The following is a 23,596-nucleotide window of genomic DNA, read 5'->3' as shown; positions in this document are numbered from 1 at the left end:
TCAGTCGTACTTGCGCCACACTACGCGATTGACGTAGTCGGTGTAGCTGTGAACAATCCGGACGACCTTTTCCGAAACATTCGGAACCGAATAGTCGCCGACCAGATTCAGAGCCCTGACGGACCCTCGCGGCTGCCGGTCCAGCACCGCCAACGCCTGTCGAACCCGTTCAACGTCAAGACCGACCATCATCACCGCGGCCTCTTCCATGCCTTCGGGCCTCTCATGGGCCTCGCGCAGATTGAGAGCAGGAAAATTCAGGATCGACGATTCTTCACTGATCGTGCCACTATCCGAAACCACCGCACGCGCCGAGATCTGCAGTTTCACGTAGTCGCTGAAACCGAGAGGCTTGAGCAGCCTAACCTGAGCGTGAAATCTCGTGCCGTCCTCTTCGATACGCTTGCGCGTGCGCGGATGGGCCGACACGATCACCGGCTGATTACTGTCCTCTGCGATGCAGTTCAACACGGCCACCAGTTTCGCAAACGTGCGCGGCGCCTCTATGTTCTCCTCCCGATGGGCGCTGACGACGAAGAACGCCTCCGGCGTCAGCCCCAACCGCGAAACGATATCAGATGCATCGATTTTCGGGCGGTAGTGGGCAAGCACCTCGAACATCGGGCTGCCCGTCTTGATTATCATGTCCGGGGGGAGTCCCTCCCGGAGAAGGTACTCGCGCGCAATCGAGCTGTAGGTCAGGTTTATATCGGCCGTATGATCCACGATGCGCCGGTTTATTTCCTCAGGGACCCGCTGGTCGAAGCAACGGTTGCCTGCCTCCATGTGGAATGTCGGGATCTTGCGCCGCTTGGCGGGAATCACGGCAAGGCAACTATTGGTGTCGCCGAGCACCAGGAGCGCATCGGGCCGTACCTCCTCAAACAGGCGATCGACCTTTGCGATTACATTTCCGATCGTCTGCGCCGGCCCCTCGCCCGCGCAGTCCAGGAACCGGTCCGGACGTCGAATGGACAGATCCTCGAAAAAGATGGCATTCAGCTCGTAATCATAGTTCTGGCCGGTATGAGCAAGGACATGATCGCAATGCTGATCCAGCCGCGCGATCACACGCGACAGGCGGATGATCTCGGGCCGCGTTCCGACGACCGTGACGACCTTCAATTTCTTCACGGTACCACCTTCATGGCGATCGTATCCGGTCGCGCGCGATCGAATACCTCGTTCGCCCACAGCATGACGATCAGCTCGTCGCTGCCGATATTGGAGATGTCATGCGCCCAACCCGGAACGGTCTCGACAATAGTCGCCTCACCGCCACGAACCTCGATGTCATGAAGTTCGCCGGTTTCGATATGCCTGAACCGAAACCGTGCGGTACCTTGAATGACGACGAACTTTTCGGTCTTGCTGTGATGATAGTGTTCGCCGCGGGTGATGCCGGGCCCTGCGGTAAGATACGAAAACTGGCCACAGTCCGGCGTCTTCAAGACTTCCACAAAGCTGCCGCGCGGATCGCGGAACTGCGGCACGTTGTACGAGAAAGCTGACACCGGCAAGTAGCTGACATATGTCGCGTAAAGCGCTCTGCCGAGCCCGACGCCAGCGACCGGACAGAGCAACGTCGACCTGCTTTCGAAGAAGCTGCGAATCGTATCCGCAACCTCGCCGACCGTCGTTTCATAGACGGGCCCGGCCTCGGCGTAACCTGACGCGGGAGAGGCCGCGGTCAAACAGCGCAGGAAGGCGTCGGCCACGTCATCAATATGGATCAGGCGGAGCTTCGCCGCCGCGTCGTTGATAGTGATGGGCAAGCCGCGAGCGACGTTATGGCAGAACGTTGCGACCACCGAGTTGTAGTTGGGTCGGGCCCATTTCCCGAAGACATTGCTGAGACGAAAGATGAAGAGCGATGCACCCGTCGCTTGACCGTACCGCAATAACGCCGCCTCTGCGGCCAATTTGCTCTGACCGTAGGGATTGTCCTCGGTCGCCTGGATCGACGAGGCAAATGCCACCGGCGTTCGGCGGCCGGAGGCAACAAGTGCCGCGCAAAGACGCTCGGTAAAATTGCGGTTGCCCTCGATCAATTCGTCGCTTGTCTTGGGCCGATTGATGCCCGCCAGGTGAAAGACAAAATCGGCATCGGCAAGGCCGGCGCTGAGATCGGAGGGCGACGATGCGCGAGTAATGCAGACAATGTCCTGATGGCCGGCTTCACGCAAACGCACTCGCAGATTCGCACCTAAGAAGCCGTTCGCTCCGGTAATCAGGATGCGCATGGGACCTAATCGTCCAGGATCGCTGGTTCACCGCGAACAATACGCTGCATGAATTCCAGTCGCAGCAACAAGTTCTTCATCGCGGGCACATCGAGCTGCTGCGTGCTTTCGGAATTGTAGTCGTGGCCGGTACTGATCCGCCGCTCCCCCTCGTCAACAAACTTCGAGTAATTGAGGTCGCGGCCATCCGGAGGAATCCGATAGTAGCTGCCCCGGTCTTCGGCATGGCTCATTTCTTCACGGCTAAGCAGCGTTTCGTACAGCTTTTCACCATGCCGAGTGCCGATCTCGAGAACTGGATGATCGGGTCGCCCCATGATTTCAAGTAATGCCCGCGCCAGAACCGATACAGTCGCGGCCGGCGCCTTCTGCACGAAGATGTCTCCGTTGTTCCCGTGTGTGAACGCGTACAACACAAGCTCTACCGACTCATCTAGCGTCATCATGAAGCGGGTCATCGCAGGATCGGTGATGGTGATCGGTTTGCCTGCGGCGACCTGCTCCACAAAAAGCGGGATAACCGATCCGCGCGAAGCCATCACGTTGCCGTAGCGCGTTCCGCAGATCACGGTGCCCGAAAGATTGCGGGACACCGCGACCATGACCTTCTCCATCATCGCCTTGGACATGCCCATGGCATTGACAGGATAGACAGCCTTGTCGGTACTCAAGCAGACAATCCGCCTGACGTTGGCGGCAACCGCAGCCTCCAGCACATTCTCCGTCCCGAGAACATTGGTACGGACCGCTTCCATCGGATAGAATTCGCAGGAAGGCACCTGCTTCAGTGCGGCGGCATGAAAGCAGTAGTCCACTCCGCGCATGGCCGCGGCGACGCTGCGCGGCTCGCGCACATCGCCGATGTAGAACTTCAGCTTCGGATCCGTATAGACCTTGCGCAAATCATCTTGTTTTTTTTCGTCGCGGCTGAAAATCCTTATCTCGCGCAGGTCGGACGTGAGAAATCGCTTCAGCACCGCCTTTCCGAAAGAGCCGGTTCCCCCCGTTATCAAAAGAACGCGGTCGTCAAACATGAAGATTTCCGAATACCCTGTACATCTGGCTGCTCCATACTCGCTTTCAGCGCCGCCGACCGGCCCATCTACGCGAGTCTATCAGCTATTTCCTAGCTCAAGCGGACAAAAACAGCTCGTCCTTTTTTTGGGGGGCAGGATAGTTAATCAAGACCGCCCGGTAGGCCCCCTTGAAAACGAAAAGGCTGCCAACCGCCGCACCGACGACGCCGCATGAATCTACCAGGGCCTTGATGTCCGCAAGCGAGCCGGCGCCTCCGAGCAGCGTTATCGGAAGCCCGACTGCCTGCCGCACGGTCTTGGCCAATGCCAGATCGTACCCCCTCATCATGCCGTCTCGGTCGATGGAGTTGACGACGATTTCACCGGCCCCCAGCGCTTCGGCCTGTTGGGCAACATCGATCACCGTACGGCCGGAGGTACGCGTGCCATTGTGGGTCCACGCCATACTCTGACCGGTTCTAGGGTCCAGCCGCGCATCAACTACCACGACGACGCTCTGTCCCCCGATTTCCCGAGCCGATTGCGAAATCAGATCAGGCGTTTCAATGGCCGCAGAGCTGATCGCAACCTTCTCGACGCCGAGACCGACGATTCGTCGCGCCTGCTCTGCTGTCTTGACACCTCCACCGTAGCAGAGCGGCATTCGACATTCGGCCGCCAGGCGCGCGACCATCTTGAAGTCCGGTTCGGCGTTATGAGTGGTCGCATCGATATCGAACACGGCAAGCTCGTCCGCCTCCTTTTCATTGAATATCCTGACGGCGTTGATTGGGTCGCCGACATATTTTGGGTCCTTGAATGCGACGGTCTTCACCAGGCCACCGTTCTGAACAAGGAGGCAGGGTATGACGCGCGGGCGGAGCATCTTCAGAGTCCTGCAAAGTTTCTCAACAGGCGATCGCCAAAACGATGGCTCTTTTCGGGATGGAATTGCACGCCGTAGATATTGGAGGATTGCACCGCGCATGCAAAGTCAGAGCCGTAGTTGCAAACGGCAAGCACATCCTCCTTGCGATCGCAACTCATGAAATACGAATGGAGAAAATAGAACCGCGCATCGGCCTCAAGTTCGGCGAATAGCGGGTTCGGTGACAATGGCTTGACGTCGTTCCAGCCCATGTGGGGCACCGACATGCTCTTGGTACCCTCGTGCGACTTGAACGACCGGACTTCCGCATCGATCCAACCCAGTCCCGGCAGTTCTCCCTCCTCGCTCGAGCGGGCCAGCATCTGCATGCCAACGCAAACTCCGATCAGCGGCACCTTGTCCTGAAGCACCATTTCATCAAGAGCCTCGCGCATTCTGGATTGCTGCAAAAGGCGCATGGCGTGATCGAAATGTCCTACCCCCGGGAGAATCAGCTTCGATGCCTGCTTCAAGTCATCGACGGTCTTGGCAATCGATACCTTGATATTGGCCTTGCCGTAGACGGTCGCAAACGCCGCGATGTTGCCGAGGCCGTAGTCGACGATCGTAATCATCGCACGATCATTTTTTGTACACCCAGCCCGCGCAGAACCCGGGTTCCGAGTTCAATCAGCGGCATGCTGGATTTGTAGTCTCGATAACTCTTGTTCGGTCCCTTCATCAACTCCTGCAACTCCGCGACCGCCAGATCAAGTTTGGTCGCAACATACTCGAACTCGTGCGCCACCGTGTCTGCATCGTACGCAGGCTTGGCAATCCGCAGCAACGCATCATCGCGTGTCATTTGACCGGTAAGTACCAGACTTGAAAAATGTGCGCGGCGCTTGTCGTAACCGAATTTAACCGGAAGCCAATAGCCTTCATAGAAGCGCGTAAACCGCGACTCGTAGTGCTTGTGAGCGTATCTTTGCCAGCCGAATCGATCAGCCAGCTCCTGCATCGCCGCTTCCTTGAAGTAAGGAAAGTTGTTGAGCGGCTTGATAATCCGCATTCCCTTCACCAAACGATAGTAGAGCTTGTGAGTGAAAATGTCGGTCAGCGGGAAGGTCTTGAGAGCGCGGGTTCCGAACTGGCGGTGAATGTCCTTCAGCTGCCGCAAATCCGTGGCGTGATAGTGCCATTCTAGCGGCTCCCGCACGCATTCGGTCGAATAGTTTGCGCCGGTAATGACGTACTTGAATCCGCTTCTTGCGGCGAAATTATATAGTCCGGCAAAGAAGGCGTGGTCCTGCGGTGTATCCAGGTGAGGCACCTGGGCCTTGAAGAACGCGAGCTGAAGATCCCGCATCTCCCGCCAGTCGATGACTTCGGTGTGCAGGTCAAGTCCGAGGCTGTCCACCAACTTCTCAATGTTGTTGACCGACTGCTGCGAATTCCAGCCCGCATCGACGTGAAAGATCAGAGGGCGCAAGCCCAGCTTCTCCTTCGCCAGCAAGGCGACATACGAGCTGTCGATGCCACCGCTGACACCGATAATGCAGTCGTGATCGCGGTGCTTGCCCTCCTTGCGGATCATCTCGGCAACCGCCTGGATTTCGCGCTGGCCGCGCTCATCCGTATGCCAGTTCGGGAGGATGTTTTGATGATAGTTGTTGCAGTAGTCGCACCAGCCGCGGCCATCGAAGGTGATGTTCGAGTCCGACGTATCCATGATGCAGTTCGTGCAAATCTGATACGCACGCTTCGAAGTATTTTTCATATTCAGCCGATTTCGATCAATCGAGGACAAGGGTGCTCTCAGGAGCGAGTGTGGTTGTCTTGAACGACGCGTTTGTAAATCGCCAGCAGCTTCCTGGCGTTCGTATCGGGGCAGAAGTTCCGTTCGGCGAGTTCTCGTGCGTTGGCTCCCATCCGACGCACGTCGTCGGGGTGGTCGGCAAAGTGCATGATCGCCTCGGCCAGCTTTTGCGGATTGCGCCCGGGAATGGCGAGGCCGGTCTCACCGTGGACCAGTGTGTCGGGGAGCGGATTTTCGACTGCGACAATGGAAGGGACGGAGAAGAATGCGGCTTCGAATACCGGCCGCCCGGGCGCGTCGTAATGTGACGGGAAGGCGATTACGTCAATACGCTCATAGACGCGCTGAATGTCGATGGTTGGGCCCATCAGATGGAAGATGTCGGCTAATCCCTCTTCGCCCACCCGCTTACCGAGTTCCTCCTGCACGTTCTGCGCAAGTCCGGCCGCCGCAAGGATTCTGGCCTTGAGGCCTCGATCCACGATCGTGACTCCACCGACAACCACATACTCAACATCGCGGCCGGCAGCACGAACCAGCTTCGCGGCTTCCAGAAGATCAAACAGCCCCTTCGAATGATGAAGGTTGCCGACAAAGCCAATCTTCAGCGACTTCGGTCTCAGTGCGTCCAACTTCGATTGCATCCCCAGGTCCGGCCGCGCGGATTTCGCTGGCGTGAAGGAGTTTTGAATGACGTCTACATTCAACGATGGCGGCAATGTCGCCCTGGTGGTTTCGTTGATTGCGATGACCGCCGCTGCGTATTTCTTCAGCAGTTGAGTCAGCCAGCGGCACCTTGCAGATCGTTCATCCATCCGCGCAGGCGACCGAACGTGCACGACAAGCGCAACGCCAAACAGCCAACGTGCGATCAAGCCGGGAATGATGCACAATACTTCATTGATGTGAATGACATCGATAGCCTTCCAGCGCATTCGCGCGCGCAGCAACGCGACGATGGTGAAAGGCAGATAGAAGATCTCCCTGATCAAGATCAGCCAACGGACGCCTCGATAGTAGCTGTAGCGCGTATTGTCGAACTTGGTCAGCCCACGCGTTACGATTATGTCCCTGGCGACCTGAGAATAGAAGCCGAGCGCCGTGCCCTGCACCGCAACGAAGTACGGATCGATTTCGCCTGCAGACAAAGGTCGCACTACCTCGAAAAGGCTGCGCGACGCGCCGCCGAGCGGGCCATCACTATCTAGATACAATACTCGCATGGCTTTCACATTTGGCTTTCCACATCATCGGGCCGACAGACGGCCCGATGGATTGGCTCAGTTTCCGGAGACCTGCGGTCGCTCCAGCTTCTTGCCTGGAATGTATTGCAGCATGTCCACGAGTCCCGCTCGCCGGGAAAGGTCAGCCCCGTTCAGGACGTAGACGTCTCCGGTATGTGGGCATTGCCATTCGCCGGATCCGGACAGCGGGAGATCCACCCTATCCCCGAAGGCGCTGACCCATCCCACGTGGCGGGTGCGAGAAATGCCAGATCGAGCTGTACGCACCAATCCTGGCGCCGGTGTCGACTACAGCGCTGGGATGGACGAAGATCGTCGAGTTTTCCATTGTCATTTGTGCCTACGACATCCAAAGGTATTGTGCGCAGCTCGCTTTCACATAGCTTTGGTATATCGCCGGATCGGCGGCGTCGAGGAAACGACGACCGCTGCTCCGGCGCGGATGAAGGCGGTGGATTGCACCATTCTTGCCTTGCTCCCTGCTCCGCGTCATTCGTCATTTGCCCGCGAAACCGGCTGAACCCCTGGTCACCATTAGCAGCAACAAAACAAACATGCCGTCGGTCGAATGAAAGATGCCGCCCCAGTTCACCATGAGAAAGAATACGGCGGGAAAGCAGGCGCAAGCCCAGCGATCGTCCTTTCGAGCGGATGCTCGCAACAGGCGCACCAAATAGAGGGTAAAGAGCACGCCGGGAATGCCATAACTCGCCAGCAGCCTCGTCGGCAGCGATTCCGATCCTGTCGTAGTCTGCGGGGGACCCATGGCCTCGAGTACGGACTGATAAAATTCGGCTGAGCCCCACCCCATCCATGCCGGACTCGAAAGGAAAAGCTGCAAATGTGTGGCCCATAGCCAAGGTCTGTATAACTGGAACAATATATCGTCTATGGACAGATTGGTCTTCCCACGAAGAAAGAGAATCGACACTACGCGGTTATCTTGCAGTGCACCGAGCAGGTCTGCGGACCAAAAGACAGCGAGAGGAACGCCAAATGCAACGATGAGGGCGATCCAGAACACCTGGTTGGGCCGCACTTCCTGATCCCTGCAAAAATAGCGGTACAGTGCCGCATAGATCAGCAAAGCAACAAGCGCGCCTCGCACGAGCGAGAACGCGAGGAAATAACTCGCAATCGCAAAAACGATTGGATGCTGACGGAAGCCGGCCTTGGTGCGGGTAAGCACGAGCACCATGACGAGAGAAAGTGCTCCCGTATACGCGATATTCGGAAAGAAGGATATGCGCCAGAGCCCATAGCCGGGATCGGAGAAACCAGGGACAATTCCGTATCGATTGAATTCCGTAAAAAGCGAAACCAGCAGACCAACAGAAACCAGGACCAGATAGAGGCGTGTTAGATCGTGGACACTTATCCGCGCGCGAGGCGAGGAAATCCAGGCCATCCCCAAAACGAGCGCGCAGAGCTGGGCTGTCGCCCGGGCATCACCCATGAAAAAATGCCAGCCACCCGCCAAAAGCAAAAACCACAGCAGCAGGCTCGCCCGCCCCAACAAGGTGGCGACAATCGCCCTTAGATCGAGCAAGGGAAGCAGTACGGCAGGCGCGACGACTAGCCAGTACTGCAACGACCCGTGCTGAAAGCTGTCGAGTTGCCCGAGTGACATCGTGACGAGAAGCGAAAGCGCCACGAAGCCAATCATTGCAGTATGCCGCTGCGAGCCCTGATTGGCAGCGATCTCGGCCGCGGCAACGGCCTGCTGGCTTATGAGCGAACTTTCAGTGATGGACACTACGTAAGTTCCGCTTCAGCAAGCGTTGACAAGGTGCTCGGCAGCAACGCCGCAAGGTTATCAACATAACCGGGAGAAGAAAACCGGTTGGCCCGTGCGAGATCGGGCGCATCGGGACTTGCTGCGATCTCCCACACTTTTGACTGAGTGCAAGCGAGGAAAAACATCTTGTCGTCGACTGTGTTAGTCAGCAGCTCGTGGCCAGCAAGCGGGATAATCATGCTTCTAACGCCGATCGAGGCAGCATCGAAATGACAAGCGGACGCTATGGTCAAATGCAAATCGCCGTCGGCCAGCAGTTCGAATATGTTCGGCTGCTCTGCGCCGGATATGACCCTGATCCGCGCATGCTTTTTCAAACGTTCAAACTCGTGCGGGTTGCGATCGTAGACCGGGTGAAGCTTGATCGACAACCGCCATTCGAGCGAAGCAGGCGCGCACCTTGCAAGTTCGTCGATCCAATCGACAAGCCTTGACGTATCCAGCCCCTGCGACGTCAACACCAGATGAACCCCGCTCCGCTCACGCGCGCTATTGCGCCTGGCTCGCGCCCAATCGATCATTGCATCGCCGACCGCGACGACGTGGTCTCGTCCCTGGCGGGTCGATGCCAATTGTTCGCTCCAGTAGACACCTCGCGTTGCCAACACATCCGGAAGGACTAGTTCGACCGTAGATCCCTCAACCCACAGCGGGATGGCGTCAGGTTGACTGGCGTCGAACACACCGTGCTGAAGTTCGATGAACCGAATACCTCGGCGGTGAGCTGCCAAACAAAGTCCGTATTCCCCGGTGTCAGAGACCAGAATCGCATTTGGCTTGCTTCGGGCCAACAGCATGTCATATAGGCGCGCCTGCCAGACCACCGTCGATATACGCATCAATAGCCAGCTTGGAGATACGGCGACCTGCAGTTCGGCCTGAAGCAGCTCTGCAACACGCCTGCAGAATGACATCGCATCGGCTGGAAACAATCGGCCAAGCACACGCCCCCAGAATGTAAATACGACCGGATCGAGATCGGCGGGTCTCCAGGCAGCAGTGGCCTGCGCCTCAAAATCAGGGCTGTTGATCTCCACGAGCTTGAGGGAGGAATAACCCCTCCGGAGCAAGCGATCGAAATACACGTCCTCGTATTGAGTACCTCGCGCCACCCTAAGCCCGGAACGGCACGTTTTGACCAACAGGTCTCTCCGGCTTTCAAAGACGATAAGTCTCGCAAGGTCGAGGGTGCCTCGCACCGCCTCAAGGAGGCGAACGTAGGCCGGCCTGCTCGGCTTCGACAGTGGCAGTTCGGCGACGAGCCAGTAGATCGGATTCCGCAAGACCCGCCAAGCCGACCAGCCGTCTATCCTGAACGAGAAGAGATCATGCTTGCGCTCAAGCTCAAACAGCTTCTCAAGCCTTCTAGACCGTTCTTCGCCGCTGATCATGAGACGGGCGCAAGTCCGTAAATCTTGGCGCAGAGCTCCATTGAGCGCATTGCATCATCGAGTGTTGCAAGACCGGCCTTGCGCCCTTCGAGAACTGCAATCAGCTGTTCCGCCTGATACCGCAATCCGGGCTTGTACTCCGTATCCGCCGACTCCAGTTCAATTTCCGTAAGACGTCGCTCGCCCTGCCTTTGGATCGCGAGCCTTTCAACCGGACGCATTTCGAGACGAACCTTGCGATTGGTTACGGTCACTGACCATGGTCCAGGCGCGTTCCAGACAGCCTGGTAGACTCCTACGTCGCCGCTTGAGAATCGAATCGTAGCTGCAACGAAACGCGGCGACTCCGGCGTCCAGGGAGCGCCGTGCTCGATCGATACGATGTCGCCACGGGCCATGAAGCTGAAGTAATCGATAAGGTGGATGGAATTGGCGTACATCCAGTTGCGAACAACTTCTTCCGGTTGCCCGGCTGCACGCGCGGCGTCCTGATCCTCCTGATCGAGCACGGAAATCAGCCGGGGGCCATCATCAGCCGTCAGCTCCCGGAGGGCCTGCCTTGCGGCCGAATACGATCGGCGATTGAGAGCAACGAACGCGCGAGTACCGGCGCGACGGCTTTCCTGCAAGATCTGCCTGGCGACTTGCAAATTCACGCCGACCGGCTTTTCAAGCAAGCAGACCCATGGAAACCTGAAGCTTTCCGTACATACGTCCGGCATTGAGAGTTCATTGACAGTGACGACAACCGCGTCGGCCTGCGTATCCGCAAACATCTCCGAAATGCTTTGATAGACAGGCATGCCGTGGGCGTGAGCCAACACATCGGCGCGCTGGCGCGTCCGCCCGCAGACCCCTACGAGTTCAACGCCGTCGATAGAACTTAGCGCCTTGGCATGTTCCTGCGCCATATAGCCGGCGCCAACGATCGCGACCTTCCACTTCTTCATTTTCGACACGTGATTTCCGTTGCTTAGGCCCATTTGAATTGATGGGTGCTTGGCAAGCTCTGATCATCGACGCGGACTGCGTTGCCCCCATTTTCATGCGAAACGTGGGCCGCCACGCAGCAGGCCAGGGCGTGAAGCCCCGCTTCCCCATCAGGGTAAGACTGACCGTCAAGAAGCGCCGACCAAAGCGCTTTGGTCGGTCCAACCACATCCGCCGGCGCAATATTCTCGACATAGATGTTCGACGGCATGCCGTACCGGGTCGTCGGAAGGTCGCGAAACTCGGCCTTGCGGGAGACGACCCGCATTGCTCCGTTCAATTCGTCGACAAAGATTTGGCCATTGCGGCATGTATAGATCACGCTGACCCCGCTGCCGGCATTGACGGAAAAGTCGAGATACATCGACACGCCGTCAGCGGTACGTGCGAGAATTCTTCCCGAACGATCTTCAAACTGTGCCCCGCGCGGATTTGCGAGCTTCGTATCTTCAAACCACGCGTTGACCGCGTGGACGGAGAGCCCGCTGACATAACGGAACATCTCGAAATAGTGACTACCATTCATCGCCAGACCGAAGTTCGAGGCGGCGACGAGCACGCTCGCAAGCGGTCCAAGCGCTTCGGAGCCAATCAGCGACTTAACACGCGTATACTGCTCCATGAATCGCATCTGATGATTGATCGCGAGGACCGCGCCGGCGCGCCTGCATGTCTCCAGCATTTCCTGGGCGTCGCGCAACGATGTTGCCATCGGTTTCTCGCAAAGGATATAGCGAACGCCTGCCTCGGCAGCGGCAAGAACCAGCGGCGCGTGTGATGGAGCCGTCGTGGCGATCACCAGCGCCTCCGGGCGCACGCTGCGCAACATCTCCACACCATCGGAAAAGCACGCCGAAGCACCAATGCCATGGCCGTCCTGTGCGGCAGCTCGAGCTTTCTGGTCGGTATCCGCCGCGCCAACAACGATCATCCCGAGGCTGGTTACGGCCTCCAAATGCCGCGTGCCCATGCGGCCAAGCCCAATGACGGCGGCACGCAGGCCGGCCGGAGAATTTGCAGTCATACCGCAGGCGATCCTATGGGTTGAGCGGGTTGAGACGCGTTGAACGATGGGCACTCTGCAGCAGAGTACCGACGGCCTTGCGAATCTCGGACCAGGGCAGATCAAAACTATTGAAAGCGGTAACCGCCACGAATAAGGCGAGCAACCCTTGCATCACGGCAAAACCGATCGCGGCCCCCTGAACGCCAAGAAGAGTGACCAGCAACCAGACCGCTAGCGCTCCCACTGCCGCCGCTCCCGAGGTGCACGATGCAAGCAGGCCGGTCCGACCGGCGAAGAAGTAAATGCTGGACATGCAGAAGTACACACCACTCAGGGTTCCGCCTAACACGAACCACGGAATCACAGTCGCTGCGTCCGCATAGCGGGACCCGAGAAATATGCCGCTTGTCCAGTGCAGGATCAGCCCGACGATCGCGCCGACGCAGACAAAGGCAGGCCAAGCAACATACACGGCGCCTACTACGCGGTATTTGCCATTCGCATCGGCGGATCCAAGTTGGGCATAGAGCCACGGATTATAGGCTTTCACGAAGGCGTCTGCCAGGATTGTCATCACCATTCCCAGCTGAGCTCCCGCACCGTAGATCCCGAGCGCTTCTGCGCCGAGTTGCGTCGATACCATCCAGCGATCGACGGTGCCAAGAAATGCACCGGCCAGCACATGAGGAATCAGCGGCACCCCATAGCGAACCTGCTCCGCCAGATATTTTGACCGGAACGACCAGGCCGCGTCACGCGAAAGTGTGAACACGGCGACAGCAACGCTCGCCATGGCGATTGCAGACACCGCAATTCCGCCATTGCGACCCGCAGATTCCCATCCGAAGGACACCACAGCAAGAAGCGACAGACCAACGTTCAGGAGGCTGGCAGACACCTGCAGGATCGCGTTCTTTAGCGGTTGGCTCTGGCTTTGCCAGAGCACCAACCGGCATTGCAGCAAGACGTTGGCCCCCGCCGTCAACGCCGCAACTGCTCCCCAAACCGGCGGCAGGTCGGCTACAAGCGACGGCATCAATTTGACAACGAAGGCAATGATCGGCGCCACAATGGCCGTCGTGACGACGATCAGGCCCAGTGCCATGCCATTGAAGGCCGGGATTTCGTCGCGGGGCTTGTTGAACCACGCAACGCCTACGGCCGAATGCACGCTCAGCCCAGCAAACGGCATGCAGAGAGTAACCAGCAGCGCGAACGCCACGATATGCCCGTAGTCGGCGGGGGTAAGTACCCGTGTGAGCAACGGCAACAGCAAGAACGGCACAGCTGCGGACGCGACGTTAGCTGCCGCATAAATCGCACCAGCGTGGAGAAATCTCATCGATGTTCGCGCATGCCCTATAGCCGAAGAAACGCCGCAAGCATCTGCAGCCCTGCCTTGCCGCTCTTTTCGGGATGAAACTGGGCGCCGAAGATGTTGCCCGACCGTACGGCGGCCGTGATGTGGTGACCGCCATAGTTGCAGTTCGCCAGCAGATCGGCGGGATCATGCGGGACCAGATGAAATGAATGCACCAGATAGACCGGCGTGGCTTCAGGGGTATCCTCGAGAATTGTCGCCGCCCAGTTCTCGCCCGAGACCGGGAATAGCTCACTCCAGCCGATGTGCGGAATCTTATGCAGCCTACCTTCAACCGTTGTGTCCGGAACCTTGATGACCCGGCCGGGTATCAAGCCCAAACCCTCATGCTCGCCGAACTCCTCGCTGGACGTCGCCAGCATTTGCATGCCGAGACAGATGCCCAAAATCGGACGGCCCGTGGCCGCGAACCGAGAAACGACATCGATGAGACCCCGATCGCGCAGCCCCTTCATTCCATCGGCAAATGCACCGACACCCGGCAGAACGATGCGATCGGCGGCCGCGATTTCAGTCTCCGTCGATGACAGCTGAACGTCCGCACCGCAATGCTCCAGCGCACGCCGCACGCTGAAAATATTGCCAATGCCATAATCGATGACGGTGACGCCGGCCTTGCTCACGCTTGTCTCACCTTGAGGCCTTGAGCCCGGGCCGCTTCCCGCAACTGCGGGATCGTCGTGCGGCCATAGTGCAATGCGTCGGCAAATGCCACCGCATCCGCTCCCTGAGACACGACCTCCGCGAGATGGCGTGTCTCCCCGTATCCACCGCTTGCGATGACGGGAACGGATACCGCAGAAGCGATTGCCTTCACCAGCGGCAGATCGAAGCCCTTTCGCGTGCCTTCTCTATCGATCGACGTGATCAATATCTCGCCGGCGCCGAGCTCGACGCCCCGGCGGGCCCAGTCGACGACATCCAGGCCGGAACGTTCCCGCCCGCAATCGGTGTACGCCTCCCAAGTACCCTGCCCCTGAGACTTAGCCTCGATCGACAGCACCATGCACTGCGATCCGAAACGACGCGAAACCTCGGTCACGAGCTCCGGCCGCTTCACGGCCGCCGTGTTGATCGCGACCTTGTCGGCGCCGGCGCGCAGGAGATCGCGCACATCCTCCAAACTCCGGATGCCGCCGCCGACCGTCATTGGCACGAAGACATCATGCGCAGCGCGCCGGACGATCTCGGTCAGATTGTTTCGCCCGTAGAGGCTGGCGACAATGTCGATATAGATGAGTTCGTCCGCTCCCTGCTCATAGTAGCGCCGCGCGTACTCCTGGGGATCGCCCATGACCCGCAATCCCTCGAGGTGAACGGCCTTGACCAGATTGGGCCCTTTGACGTCAAGCCGGGCAAAGAGCCTTACGTTGCTCATCAGCCGGCCATTTGTGCGTCGTCATGCCAGACAGCGTGACGAAGATTCCATACGCCGTTTTCGTGCTTCCACAAATGCGGCGACCGGAACTTGTCCACCGTCGCATGAAACTCGCCCTCACCGAGCGAGATATATTCCAGGAAGTCGTGGAAATACTTCCTGGGAAATTCCTGGTCGAACTTTCGCACCAGCTGCACGCCTTCGTCGCGGGTGATCTTCCCGTTGCGAATTTCCTGCGCAGCATCATACGTCGCCCGGCCGATGCCGAATTTGGCCAGCGTCGTATAATAGTGAAACATGTCGATGCGATCATCGATGCTGCTGTACTTGGAGTAGGTCCCCTCGGTGCGCTCGCTGTTGGCTTGAAATCCGGTGTGCTCGGTGGCGTAATAGTAGCATTCCTGTGGATCCCACTTCAGGTAGTAGCCGAGATAGTGCACCTCGACATTCTTCGCCTCCAGCTCCTCCGCCTTCGGCGGAATGTAGGGCGCGAAGTCATTCAATCTGAACTTCTGTTCCGCGATGATCTCGTTGATCGTCTTTCCGCCAATCACCATCGCGGCCGGATCATCGGCCGAAAAGAATTTGCGATCCATGGACGGCTTGAAGTTTTCATCCCGGCTATTGCCGTACTCCGCCTGGTTCTCGCCATACATCACAAGCGGGACGCCGAACCGAAGCGCCATGAGCGGTCCGATGATCCGTTGTCCGACGATGAAAGGCTGAAACGGGTGAAGCAGGTTCAGGAACGCCTGCTGCGTGAGGTAACGATGCAACCGCCCGTTCGGCGTGAACAGAATGTTGTCGAGACCGCCGGCGTGGATCCAGTTCTCGAAATTCTTCCAGCCGATCTCGGTGTAGCGATGCGGCGCCCATGTCACCGTCAGCGGATTCATCCCGTACTTGTATTTGAGGATATGCGAGGTGTAGGCGCTGTCCTTGCCTCCGCTCCCCGGCACGATGATGTCGTAGCCGCCATCGATCCTGCGGTGCTTGTCGAGCAGGGCGACCAGCTGCGCCTCACGTTTTTCCCAATTGATCTCGTCCGCTTTCGTGTCCTGGTAGCGGCAGGCATCGCAAATGCCGTCACTGTCAAACGAGATCGTATCCTGAACGGACTCGGCGGTCTTTTTGTATTCGACGGTCGAGCTTGGCCGCTGGTTCGAGATGACGCAGCGACGACAGAACATGACGCGCTTTGGCAGCCCGTAGAGCGCCTCGGCATCGCTCCTATCCGGATCGAAGCGGGCCAGGAATTCCGACCTTGAATTCATGTTTCTTTCTCGTCAGCTTTTCTTGGCGGGATTGCGGGCACGCTCGAGGTCCTCGACGCGACCGACATCAAGCCAGGGTTCATGTATGGGATAGACAATGGTGCGCAGGCCGCGCGCTTTTAGGCGGCTGAACAGCGTCGGCATGTCGCAATGATCTCCAGGGGAAAGAGCATCCAGCGCTTCCGGCTCAAGCACGTAGACGCCGGCATTGACGTAGCTGCGGAGAACCGGCTTTTCCTCGAACCCGACGATTTCCATGCCGTTCGTCTCGACAACACCGAACGGGTGTTGCCATTCGTAGCGCTGTACTGCCATCGTCGCCGTGGCAGCATGTCGATAATGAAAATCAAGCAGCTCGCCGTAGCGAATGTCCGTGAGAACGTCGCCATTGGATACCACGAAGGCAGCTTCGGGACGCCCACCAAGAAGACCGATCGCGCCGGCGGTTCCAAGCGGCGACTCCTCGCGCAAATACTCGATCTGGGCATCGAAGCGGCTTCCATCGCCGAAGTGCTCTTCTATCATGTGCCCGAGATAGTGGACCGCCAGCACGAAGCGGCCAAAACCCTCGGCCTTCGCACGCTCGATGATGTGTTCGAGTATCGGCTTGCCGTGGACCTGCAACAGGGGCTTGGGGCAATTCTGGGTCAGGGGATGCAATCGTTCGCCCTTTCCGCCCACCATGAGGACCATGAGGTTTGGTCGCTCTGCCGGGACCATGAGCTCGTCCCAGACGTGCAAGCCGACAACCCGCCTGTTCTCATCCACGACGGGCATCTGGTTCTTCTTGTTGGCTTGCATGATCTGAAGCACGGTTTCGCGAGCCAGATCGCGCGGCGCGACCAACGGAGAACGATAGATAAGCGACTCGACCGGGCTGTTCAGGTCCAGATTGCGCAGCAGCCCGCGGCGGATGTCACCATCGGTCAGTGTACCCAGCAGCGAGCCTTCCTCCGACACGACCAGAGCAATTTGCAAACCGGACTGCTCCAAATTCCGGATGACTTCGACAATTGTGCTGTTCGCCGGCACAAGCGTCTTCTTCCACTGATCGGACGGATTGGTCGGGGGAACTGTCACGTCAGGCCCTTGCCTTGAGCGATTCAGCGATACCAGCCATCGTGAACTTCGCCTTTCAACGTCATCGATTTCCTAAGAAGCTTCTGACCGAGCGGCACGGTTGCGAGTGCCGCCGCGATCTTCTTGCCGGCTCCGCCCAAGTAGTAGGGGTTTTCCGTTTTGTGCGCTATCGCACGGAAGGTCTCGTCATGGAGGCAACGCTGGATAGCGCCGGCCACGGCATCCGTATCATAGCCGGCATCTATCACGTTGGCCCCGCGCAAACGGCCATCCTGGCGTGATCCGATATTGACGGTCGGGCAACCAAAGGCCGGAGTTTCCTTGATGCCGGAGGACGAATTGCCGACGCACGCAACGCGGATCTTCCTGTCGCGCGCCAGCGCCAGCACACCGTGATACATTGATCGGCCGAGCGAAGTGTGAAACTGCAGGTCGGGAAGATTCCTGTTCTTCAGCTCGACCAATGCCTTGATGATGGAACGGCCGCCCGCATCGTTGTTGGGATAGGTCGCAATAACCTGAACACCCCGCTCCGCCAGTTGCGCGAGCGCCTGCAGCGAGGGGCGAACCTGCTGGACCGCCAATTCAAACTCGGTCGTGACCGAGTGCTGCGTGAACAATACGATCGGTTTGGTGATGTCGAGCCCCAGGCGCGCCACGACCTGATCGACGGAGGCAAAGCGCCCCTCGGAGATCAGGTCAATCGCGGGAAATCCAACTGTATGAATGCGCCACGCCTCCTCGCCCATCCCCAGTATCCTGTTGCTGGCCTGTTGGTTCGTGGTGAAGTGCAGGTGGGATAGCTTGGTCATGGCGTGCCGTACCGAATCGTCGAGCGCGCCGCCCTCCGTGAGATCGCCGCCCTCGACGTGCGCCGTCGGAATATTCATCTGGGTCGCGGCGATAACAGCCGCAAAGCCCTCGAAGCGGTCGGCATAAACAACGAACAGATCGGGTGAGAATCTTTGCAGCGCCGTGCTTACCGCCGACACGCCGGAGCCGATCGCCTGTGCGGTCGCGATACGCAGGTCGCCCTTCATGTCGATCTTGACTTCGGCATCGATCCGAAAGCCGTCGGCCTGGATTTCGTCCAGCGTGCGCCCAAAGTTGGAATCAAGGTGCGCACCCGAGACGAGCAGTTGATATTCCAGCTCCGGATGTTCGCTGATCGCCTTGAGGATGGGAAACTGCAGACCATATTCCGCCCGGTTTCCCGTGAACACGGCGATTTTGCGCTTATTCTTTGACAATCTTCACCTCGAAAGAACCTGCAGGAAATAATCCCGCAACGAGCGGGTGCTGGACCAGCCGAGACGCCGCAACGTCTCGGACACCTCCAGAACGTTGACCGATGGCTTTCCGCTGGGGCTGGTTGCGACGATTTCGCGACGCGGCTGGCCGGCCACTTCGAGCGCCAGCTTCGCCACTTGCCCGATCGAGTGGCCTTTACCGGTACCGATGTTGAGGATTCCGCGGACGGTGGCCTTGGTGGCAAGCGCAAAAGCCCGCGCGGCATCGGTCACCGCAAGAAAGTCCCTCACTGGCCTGTCGTCCCTGATGCGCAGCGCCCCATCGCCGGGAATCTGTCTTGCTATGTCCGAAATCACGTTGTTGGGCGACATGCCCGCGCCGTAGAGGTTGGCCAGTCGAAGCACGGTACCGCCGGCATCGAGCACAACCCGCTCATTGGCGATCTTCAAGCGGCTGTACAGGTCATAACCGTGCACCGGATGATCCGTCGCGAACGGCGCGCGACCGTTGTCGCCATACACCACGCCTGAGGATGCATAGATGATTTTGCCAGCCCGGGCGCTCAACCGGCGGATGACGTCGGATTGATCGCAAGACGCCGCATCGACACGGTTCGCAACGGCTCGATCCGGCTCCTCCGCCAGGTGGATCAGCACATCAGCCGAGGGCGTATCGCGATAATCGGCGACCCGATGCATTCCGTTCAAGGCTCTCCTGCAGACACCCATGGCCGGCAGCCCCCCGTGGCTCAGCTCAGCCATGAGGGCGCGGCCCAGGAAACCGCTCGCTCCGGTTACGACGATCTCTCGCAAGTGATCGTCACCAGCGAACGTCGCTCGACGCAAGATGGGTGTCCGCAGCCAGGTCACGCTCGGCGACCTTGCCCAGAATGTCTTCGTACCGTTCGGCCAGCAACTCCCCGGTGCCCGGCCGTTTCACCCAGATATTGTCCTTCGTGTAGGCTTCGCCGGCCCGAATTGGGGCGATCGTCACGACGGTAGCGAAGGCAAAGTCAATCGTCGGCTGTTCTTCCTTGACCGGTCCCTTCGTGCCCCCGCGCTCCACCGCGATGATGCGGCTGCCCTTGATCAGCTCGCTGCACGCCTGCGGGTCCATCGAGCAGGCTATGTCGGGCCCCTTGCGATCCATGCTGTCGGTGAAGTGCCGCTCCAGGACAGACGCACCCAGCGCCACGGCACCAAAACAAGCCAGATTGTCGGTCGTGTGGTCCGACAGTCCAACCACGGACCCGGGAAACGCGTTGGCAAGCTCGACCATCGCTCCAAGGCGCACCAGATGCGGTGGCGTCGGATACAGGTTCGTTGTGTGCATCAGGACGTAAGGTATCCGTGCGGCCTCGAAGATATCGACCGCCTTGGCCACACTCTCGATCGTATTCATTCCCGTACTGAGGACGATGGGCTTGCCGAACCCGGCGATATGCTTGAGCAGCGGATAATTGTTGCATTCGCCCGAGCCGATTTTGAACGCGCAGACATCCATCCGCTGAAGACGGTCCGCCGCGGCGCGCGAAAAGGGCGTGCTCAGGAAGATCATGCCCTTCGATTCGACATATTTCTTGAGCGCTATTTCGTCGTTCTCGCTCAGGGCGCAGCCCGCCATGATTTCATAGATCGACTCCCTGGCATTGCCGGGAATGACATGTTTGGCGGCATGGCTCATCTCGTCATCGACGACATGGGTCTGATGCTTGACCATCTCCACGCCGGCCTTCGCCGCTGCGTCCACCATCTCAAATGCGGTTTTCAGGCTACCACCGTGATTGATGCCGATTTCCGCGATCACCAGCGGCGGGTGTTCAAGGCCGACCTTGCGGCCACCGAGGTTTACGTCTTGCATGATGACCTCCAAGAGATGCCAGGAGTGCCGGTCAGATATTGTAGAGATCAGATTTGTAGCGCGACAGGTTGGCGTCGTTGGCGAACCAGGCTATCGTTTCACCCAACCCCCGGTGCAGACCATCCAGCCCGCCATATTTCGGCTGCCATCCGAGAAGCGCCGCTGCCTTGTCATTGCTGCCCCACAGCCGCTCGACCTCGCTCTTTTCGGGACGCAGCCGCTGCTCCTCCGTTACGATATTGATCTTCGCCCCCATCAGCTCGGCAATGGCCGACGCTATGTCGCCAATCGAAATCTCGAAATTGCTGGCGAGGTTGATGGTTTCGCCGATTGCCTGCTCGGAATTCAGCGCTGCGATGAACCCGGCGACCGTATCGCCGACATAGTTGAAATCGCGGGTGGGACTTGTCGCTCCAAGGGCTATGCTCCGCTTGCCATTGGCAATCTGAGTGATGATCGTTGGGATCACGGCGCGCGCGGATTGCCGGGGCCCATAGGTATTGAAGGGACGAACCACGGCAACCGGCGTCCCAAACGACAGATAGAACGACATTGCGATCTGGTCGGCGCCGATCTTGCTTGCGGAGTAAGGCGACTGACCTTGCAAGGGATGATCTTCCGTGATCGGGACAAACCTTGCGGTGCCGTAGACTTCGCTTGTCGAGGTGTGAACGACCTTCGCTGTCTCCAACTCGCGCGCGGCCTGAATGACGTTCAGCGTACCCTTGATGTTGGTATCCACATACGTGTCGGGCGAGTGATATGAATACGGAATCGCGATGAGCGCCGCGAGGTGGAGCACGGCGTCGCAACCCTGCATCGCGGTCCTGACGCCATGGGGATCACGGATATCGCCGGCAAAGACCTCGAAATGGCCTTTGATGTCGGGCGCGCAATTGTCCAGCCAGCCATAGGAGTTGAAGGAGTTGTAGAGAACGAAGGCCCGAACATCCTTGCCCGCGCGCACCAGCGCTTCGGTCAGGTGGGATCCGATGAAGCCGTCCGCTCCTGTAACTAGTACCTTGCTCACGCCCCTTCCTTCAACAAAAGCTCGGCCAACTTCCAATCGAGCGGAGAGTCCAGGTCGACGGATCGTTCGACCGGCATCACGTATCCGACCGTATCCGCTGCAATAAATGTACGTCGGCTCTGCAGCCATTCTCTCCTTGCAAAGTACAATGCGCCATTGGCGGCATAGACCACCGGAAGATCCTGACGGCACGTAACATGTTTGGTAGCGACGAACGGCTGCAGGTGCTGTTCTGGATCGAGACGGTACATCCAGTAAGGATGCTGGATGGGCTCGGAAACCGATACGACACAGCCCGCCTCTACCCGTTCGGCAAGGCGGATGCAGCCTTCGATATCCTCGACGGTGCGAAGCGGCGAGGTTGGCTGCATCAACAAAACGGCGTCGAATTCGGGAAGGGCTTCGAGTGCGTGCAGTACAGGATCGACCCCGGGGGTATCGTCGCGCGCCAGCTCCGAGGGGCGCACGAAGGGAATCTGCGCGCCATGGCGGCGGGCCACCTCACCGATTTCCTGATCGTCCGTGCTGACCACCACGGATGCCAGAAGCGATGATTTGAGTGCAGTCTCAATGGTCCACGCGATCAGGGGCTTGCCGGCCATGAGCTTGATATTCTTGCGCGGAATGCCTTTCGACCCACCGCGAGCAGGAATCAATCCAAGCACCTTCATACCGTAACCAAACCGCCTCTCAGGCCGTCGTACGCTCATACGAATTTTTCCATGCTACCGCAGTCCGGGTGAATCGGAGATCGCGCTCCCCTCACCCGGCCGTCTCGCGCATGGCGGATCGAAGCGGAACTAGGCCGCTTCGATCACGTTGATATTCATGACCGCCCGGACCTTGCGGCCGAGCAGATCCAGAAGCACGGCGACGCGCTCGCCGTCGCCCATGGAATCGAACATACCGAAGTGATCGGCGAACGCGCCACCGACAACGCGAACTCGCGCTCCCGGCCTGAAGGCGCTGCCCAGCCGTATCAGCCCACGCTCGTCCTCCCGGCTTCGCAGCTCGGCAATGATCTCCTCGGCAAGCGGTGCCGGCCGGTCACCATAACACACCAGCTGCGCAACGCCGAATGTCGAGCGGATCGATCGCCATGGCTGGCTGTCGAGATCGAGCGCAATGAACAGATAGCGTGGGAACAGCGGCGCTGCGACCATATCGACCTTGCCGGCATGGCTGCGCCGCTTGCTGTAGACCGGGAAGTACACCTCAAAGCCTTGGCGGATCAAGTTCGCCATCGCCCTGCGTTCTGAATTCGGTCGGGTTTGAACCACGACCCAGTGACGGGAGACGCGCTTCATGATGGCTTGCCTTGCACGTCCTTCGTGACTCCCAGAAGACGCGGAATGAGAACGCGCTCTTCGCCGAACCGGGCTCTGGCGCGATCCCAGCTGCCGTGGGCATCCTCGAGGTCGGTGATAACAACCGCGTCGAATTTCTTCGCGACCGCGTCGAACGAAGCTGCGACAGGCACGCCGAGAAAATGACCCGGCGCCGATTTGGGATCGACGAGCGCCACGATCTCGATCTGGCTTTCGATCCCGCAGATCAACGCAATTTCGGCAAGGTCCGTGCGCCCGACCAGCACCACGGACTTGAAACCAAGCAGGCGGCCGGTCTCGAACGTGACCAGACAATCGGCCTTCGCCTCGCGAAAGAAGCTGAACGAGGAAGTCAGATAGTCGACCGTGAGACGGGACTTTTCCGCAAAGCCCTGCGGGGTCAAATAATAGGCGTAACGCCGCGCGGGAACGTTTTGGACCTTGACCAGCCCCTTGCTGATACAGCGCTTGAGGTAGGCGTTAACGAGACCGAGGGCGATACCGAGTTCGGCCGCCAGGCGGCGCTGCGACCGCCCGCCATCCTGCTCCACAGACTTCAGTAGCCCGAGGATGATCCCGCTATCCGCCTCCCGATCCTGCAGAGTGTCCGGCACCCGATTAGCCCACCTTAAAGTGCGG

Annotated in this window: 23 protein-coding genes; all 23 read right to left on the bottom strand. The window is 58.8% G+C overall.

Annotated elements, in window-relative coordinates; all coding sequences use genetic code 11:
- On the bottom strand, window positions 1-1,134 hold the full coding sequence (gene wecB, locus ACT4OC_RS18335; protein WP_444840435.1) for a non-hydrolyzing UDP-N-acetylglucosamine 2-epimerase: 1,134 nt from the start codon (window positions 1,132-1,134) through the stop codon (window positions 1-3).
- A complete protein-coding gene (gene wbjC / locus ACT4OC_RS18330; RefSeq protein ID WP_444840434.1) occupies window positions 1,131-2,243 on the bottom strand; it encodes a UDP-2-acetamido-2,6-beta-L-arabino-hexul-4-ose reductase in 1,113 nt (370 codons plus the stop codon). The genes wecB and wbjC overlap by 4 nt, the downstream gene beginning before the upstream one ends.
- Window positions 2,244-2,248: 5 nt before the next feature.
- Window positions 2,249-3,277, bottom strand: a complete 1,029-nt coding sequence (locus ACT4OC_RS18325; RefSeq protein WP_444840433.1) for a polysaccharide biosynthesis protein — start codon at window positions 3,275-3,277, stop codon at window positions 2,249-2,251.
- A 97-nt stretch (window positions 3,278-3,374) separates the two neighbouring features.
- A complete protein-coding gene (locus tag ACT4OC_RS18320) occupies window positions 3,375-4,145 on the bottom strand; it encodes an AglZ/HisF2 family acetamidino modification protein (RefSeq protein ID WP_444840432.1) in 771 nt (256 codons plus the stop codon).
- 2 nt (window positions 4,146-4,147) lie between these two features.
- Window positions 4,148-4,762, bottom strand: a complete 615-nt coding sequence (gene hisH / locus ACT4OC_RS18315) for an imidazole glycerol phosphate synthase subunit HisH (RefSeq protein WP_444840431.1) — start codon at window positions 4,760-4,762, stop codon at window positions 4,148-4,150.
- On the bottom strand, window positions 4,759-5,907 hold the full coding sequence (locus tag ACT4OC_RS18310; RefSeq protein ID WP_444840468.1) for an N-acetyl sugar amidotransferase: 1,149 nt from the start codon (window positions 5,905-5,907) through the stop codon (window positions 4,759-4,761). The genes hisH (ACT4OC_RS18315) and ACT4OC_RS18310 overlap by 4 nt, the downstream gene beginning before the upstream one ends.
- Before the next feature lie 38 nt (window positions 5,908-5,945).
- Window positions 5,946-7,169, bottom strand: a complete 1,224-nt coding sequence (locus tag ACT4OC_RS18305; RefSeq protein ID WP_444840467.1) for a glycosyltransferase family 4 protein — start codon at window positions 7,167-7,169, stop codon at window positions 5,946-5,948.
- A gap of 517 nt (window positions 7,170-7,686) precedes the next feature.
- Entirely contained in the window at window positions 7,687-8,946 is a 1,260-nt protein-coding gene (locus tag ACT4OC_RS18300) for a hypothetical protein (protein ID WP_444840430.1), read from the bottom strand.
- The gene (locus tag ACT4OC_RS18295) at window positions 8,946-10,379 is read right to left on the bottom strand and encodes a hypothetical protein (protein ID WP_444840429.1); all 1,434 of its coding nucleotides are present in this window, start codon (window positions 10,377-10,379) and stop codon (window positions 8,946-8,948) included. Before ACT4OC_RS18295 ends, ACT4OC_RS18300 begins: the two co-directional genes overlap by 1 nt.
- Window positions 10,376-11,329, bottom strand: a complete 954-nt coding sequence (locus tag ACT4OC_RS18290) for a Gfo/Idh/MocA family protein (RefSeq protein WP_444840466.1) — start codon at window positions 11,327-11,329, stop codon at window positions 10,376-10,378. Before ACT4OC_RS18290 ends, ACT4OC_RS18295 begins: the two co-directional genes overlap by 4 nt.
- A gap of 23 nt (window positions 11,330-11,352) precedes the next feature.
- Window positions 11,353-12,393, bottom strand: a complete 1,041-nt coding sequence (locus tag ACT4OC_RS18285; RefSeq protein WP_444840428.1) for a Gfo/Idh/MocA family protein — start codon at window positions 12,391-12,393, stop codon at window positions 11,353-11,355.
- Window positions 12,394-12,406: 13 nt separating this feature from the next.
- Window positions 12,407-13,717, bottom strand: a complete 1,311-nt coding sequence (locus ACT4OC_RS18280) for a lipopolysaccharide biosynthesis protein (RefSeq protein ID WP_444840427.1) — start codon at window positions 13,715-13,717, stop codon at window positions 12,407-12,409.
- Between the two features lie 17 nt (window positions 13,718-13,734).
- Complete coding sequence (gene hisH, locus ACT4OC_RS18275; protein ID WP_444840426.1) at window positions 13,735-14,379, bottom strand: imidazole glycerol phosphate synthase subunit HisH; 645 nt, start codon at window positions 14,377-14,379, stop codon at window positions 13,735-13,737.
- Complete coding sequence (gene hisF, locus ACT4OC_RS18270; RefSeq protein ID WP_444840425.1) at window positions 14,376-15,134, bottom strand: imidazole glycerol phosphate synthase subunit HisF; 759 nt, start codon at window positions 15,132-15,134, stop codon at window positions 14,376-14,378. The genes hisH (ACT4OC_RS18275) and hisF overlap by 4 nt, the downstream gene beginning before the upstream one ends.
- Complete coding sequence (locus tag ACT4OC_RS18265; protein WP_444840424.1) at window positions 15,134-16,408, bottom strand: N-acetyl sugar amidotransferase; 1,275 nt, start codon at window positions 16,406-16,408, stop codon at window positions 15,134-15,136. Before ACT4OC_RS18265 ends, hisF begins: the two co-directional genes overlap by 1 nt.
- 12 nt (window positions 16,409-16,420) lie before the next feature.
- Window positions 16,421-17,488, bottom strand: coding sequence for a nucleotidyltransferase family protein (locus ACT4OC_RS18260; protein WP_444840423.1), 1,068 nt, complete (start codon window positions 17,486-17,488; stop codon window positions 16,421-16,423).
- Window positions 17,489-17,511: 23 nt separating this feature from the next.
- Window positions 17,512-18,738, bottom strand: coding sequence for a UDP-N-acetylglucosamine 2-epimerase (gene neuC, locus ACT4OC_RS18255; RefSeq protein ID WP_444840422.1), 1,227 nt, complete (start codon window positions 18,736-18,738; stop codon window positions 17,512-17,514).
- Window positions 18,739-18,741: 3 nt separating this feature from the next.
- Complete coding sequence (locus ACT4OC_RS18250) at window positions 18,742-19,608, bottom strand: NAD-dependent epimerase/dehydratase family protein (RefSeq protein WP_444840421.1); 867 nt, start codon at window positions 19,606-19,608, stop codon at window positions 18,742-18,744.
- Window positions 19,559-20,599, bottom strand: coding sequence for an N-acetylneuraminate synthase family protein (locus ACT4OC_RS18245; RefSeq protein WP_444840420.1), 1,041 nt, complete (start codon window positions 20,597-20,599; stop codon window positions 19,559-19,561). The genes ACT4OC_RS18250 and ACT4OC_RS18245 overlap by 50 nt, the downstream gene beginning before the upstream one ends.
- Before the next feature lie 31 nt (window positions 20,600-20,630).
- On the bottom strand, window positions 20,631-21,629 hold the full coding sequence (locus tag ACT4OC_RS18240; protein WP_444840465.1) for an NAD-dependent 4,6-dehydratase LegB: 999 nt from the start codon (window positions 21,627-21,629) through the stop codon (window positions 20,631-20,633).
- On the bottom strand, window positions 21,626-22,300 hold the full coding sequence (locus tag ACT4OC_RS18235) for an acylneuraminate cytidylyltransferase family protein (RefSeq protein WP_444840419.1): 675 nt from the start codon (window positions 22,298-22,300) through the stop codon (window positions 21,626-21,628). Before ACT4OC_RS18235 ends, ACT4OC_RS18240 begins: the two co-directional genes overlap by 4 nt.
- Before the next feature lie 129 nt (window positions 22,301-22,429).
- The gene (locus ACT4OC_RS18230; RefSeq protein ID WP_444840418.1) at window positions 22,430-22,936 is read right to left on the bottom strand and encodes a transcriptional activator RfaH; all 507 of its coding nucleotides are present in this window, start codon (window positions 22,934-22,936) and stop codon (window positions 22,430-22,432) included.
- Window positions 22,933-23,571: a winged helix-turn-helix transcriptional regulator gene (locus ACT4OC_RS18225; RefSeq protein WP_444840417.1), complete on the bottom strand. Its 639-nt coding sequence runs from the start codon at window positions 23,569-23,571 to the stop codon at window positions 22,933-22,935. The genes ACT4OC_RS18230 and ACT4OC_RS18225 overlap by 4 nt, the downstream gene beginning before the upstream one ends.
- Window positions 23,572-23,596: the final 25 nt, after the last annotated feature.

Source organism: Bradyrhizobium sp., assembly GCF_052389815.1.
In the GTDB taxonomy this organism is placed as follows: domain Bacteria; phylum Pseudomonadota; class Alphaproteobacteria; order Rhizobiales; family Xanthobacteraceae; genus Bradyrhizobium.
The sequence above is the reverse complement of the archived record's forward strand: the minus strand, read 5'-3'. Positions and strand labels throughout refer to the sequence as shown.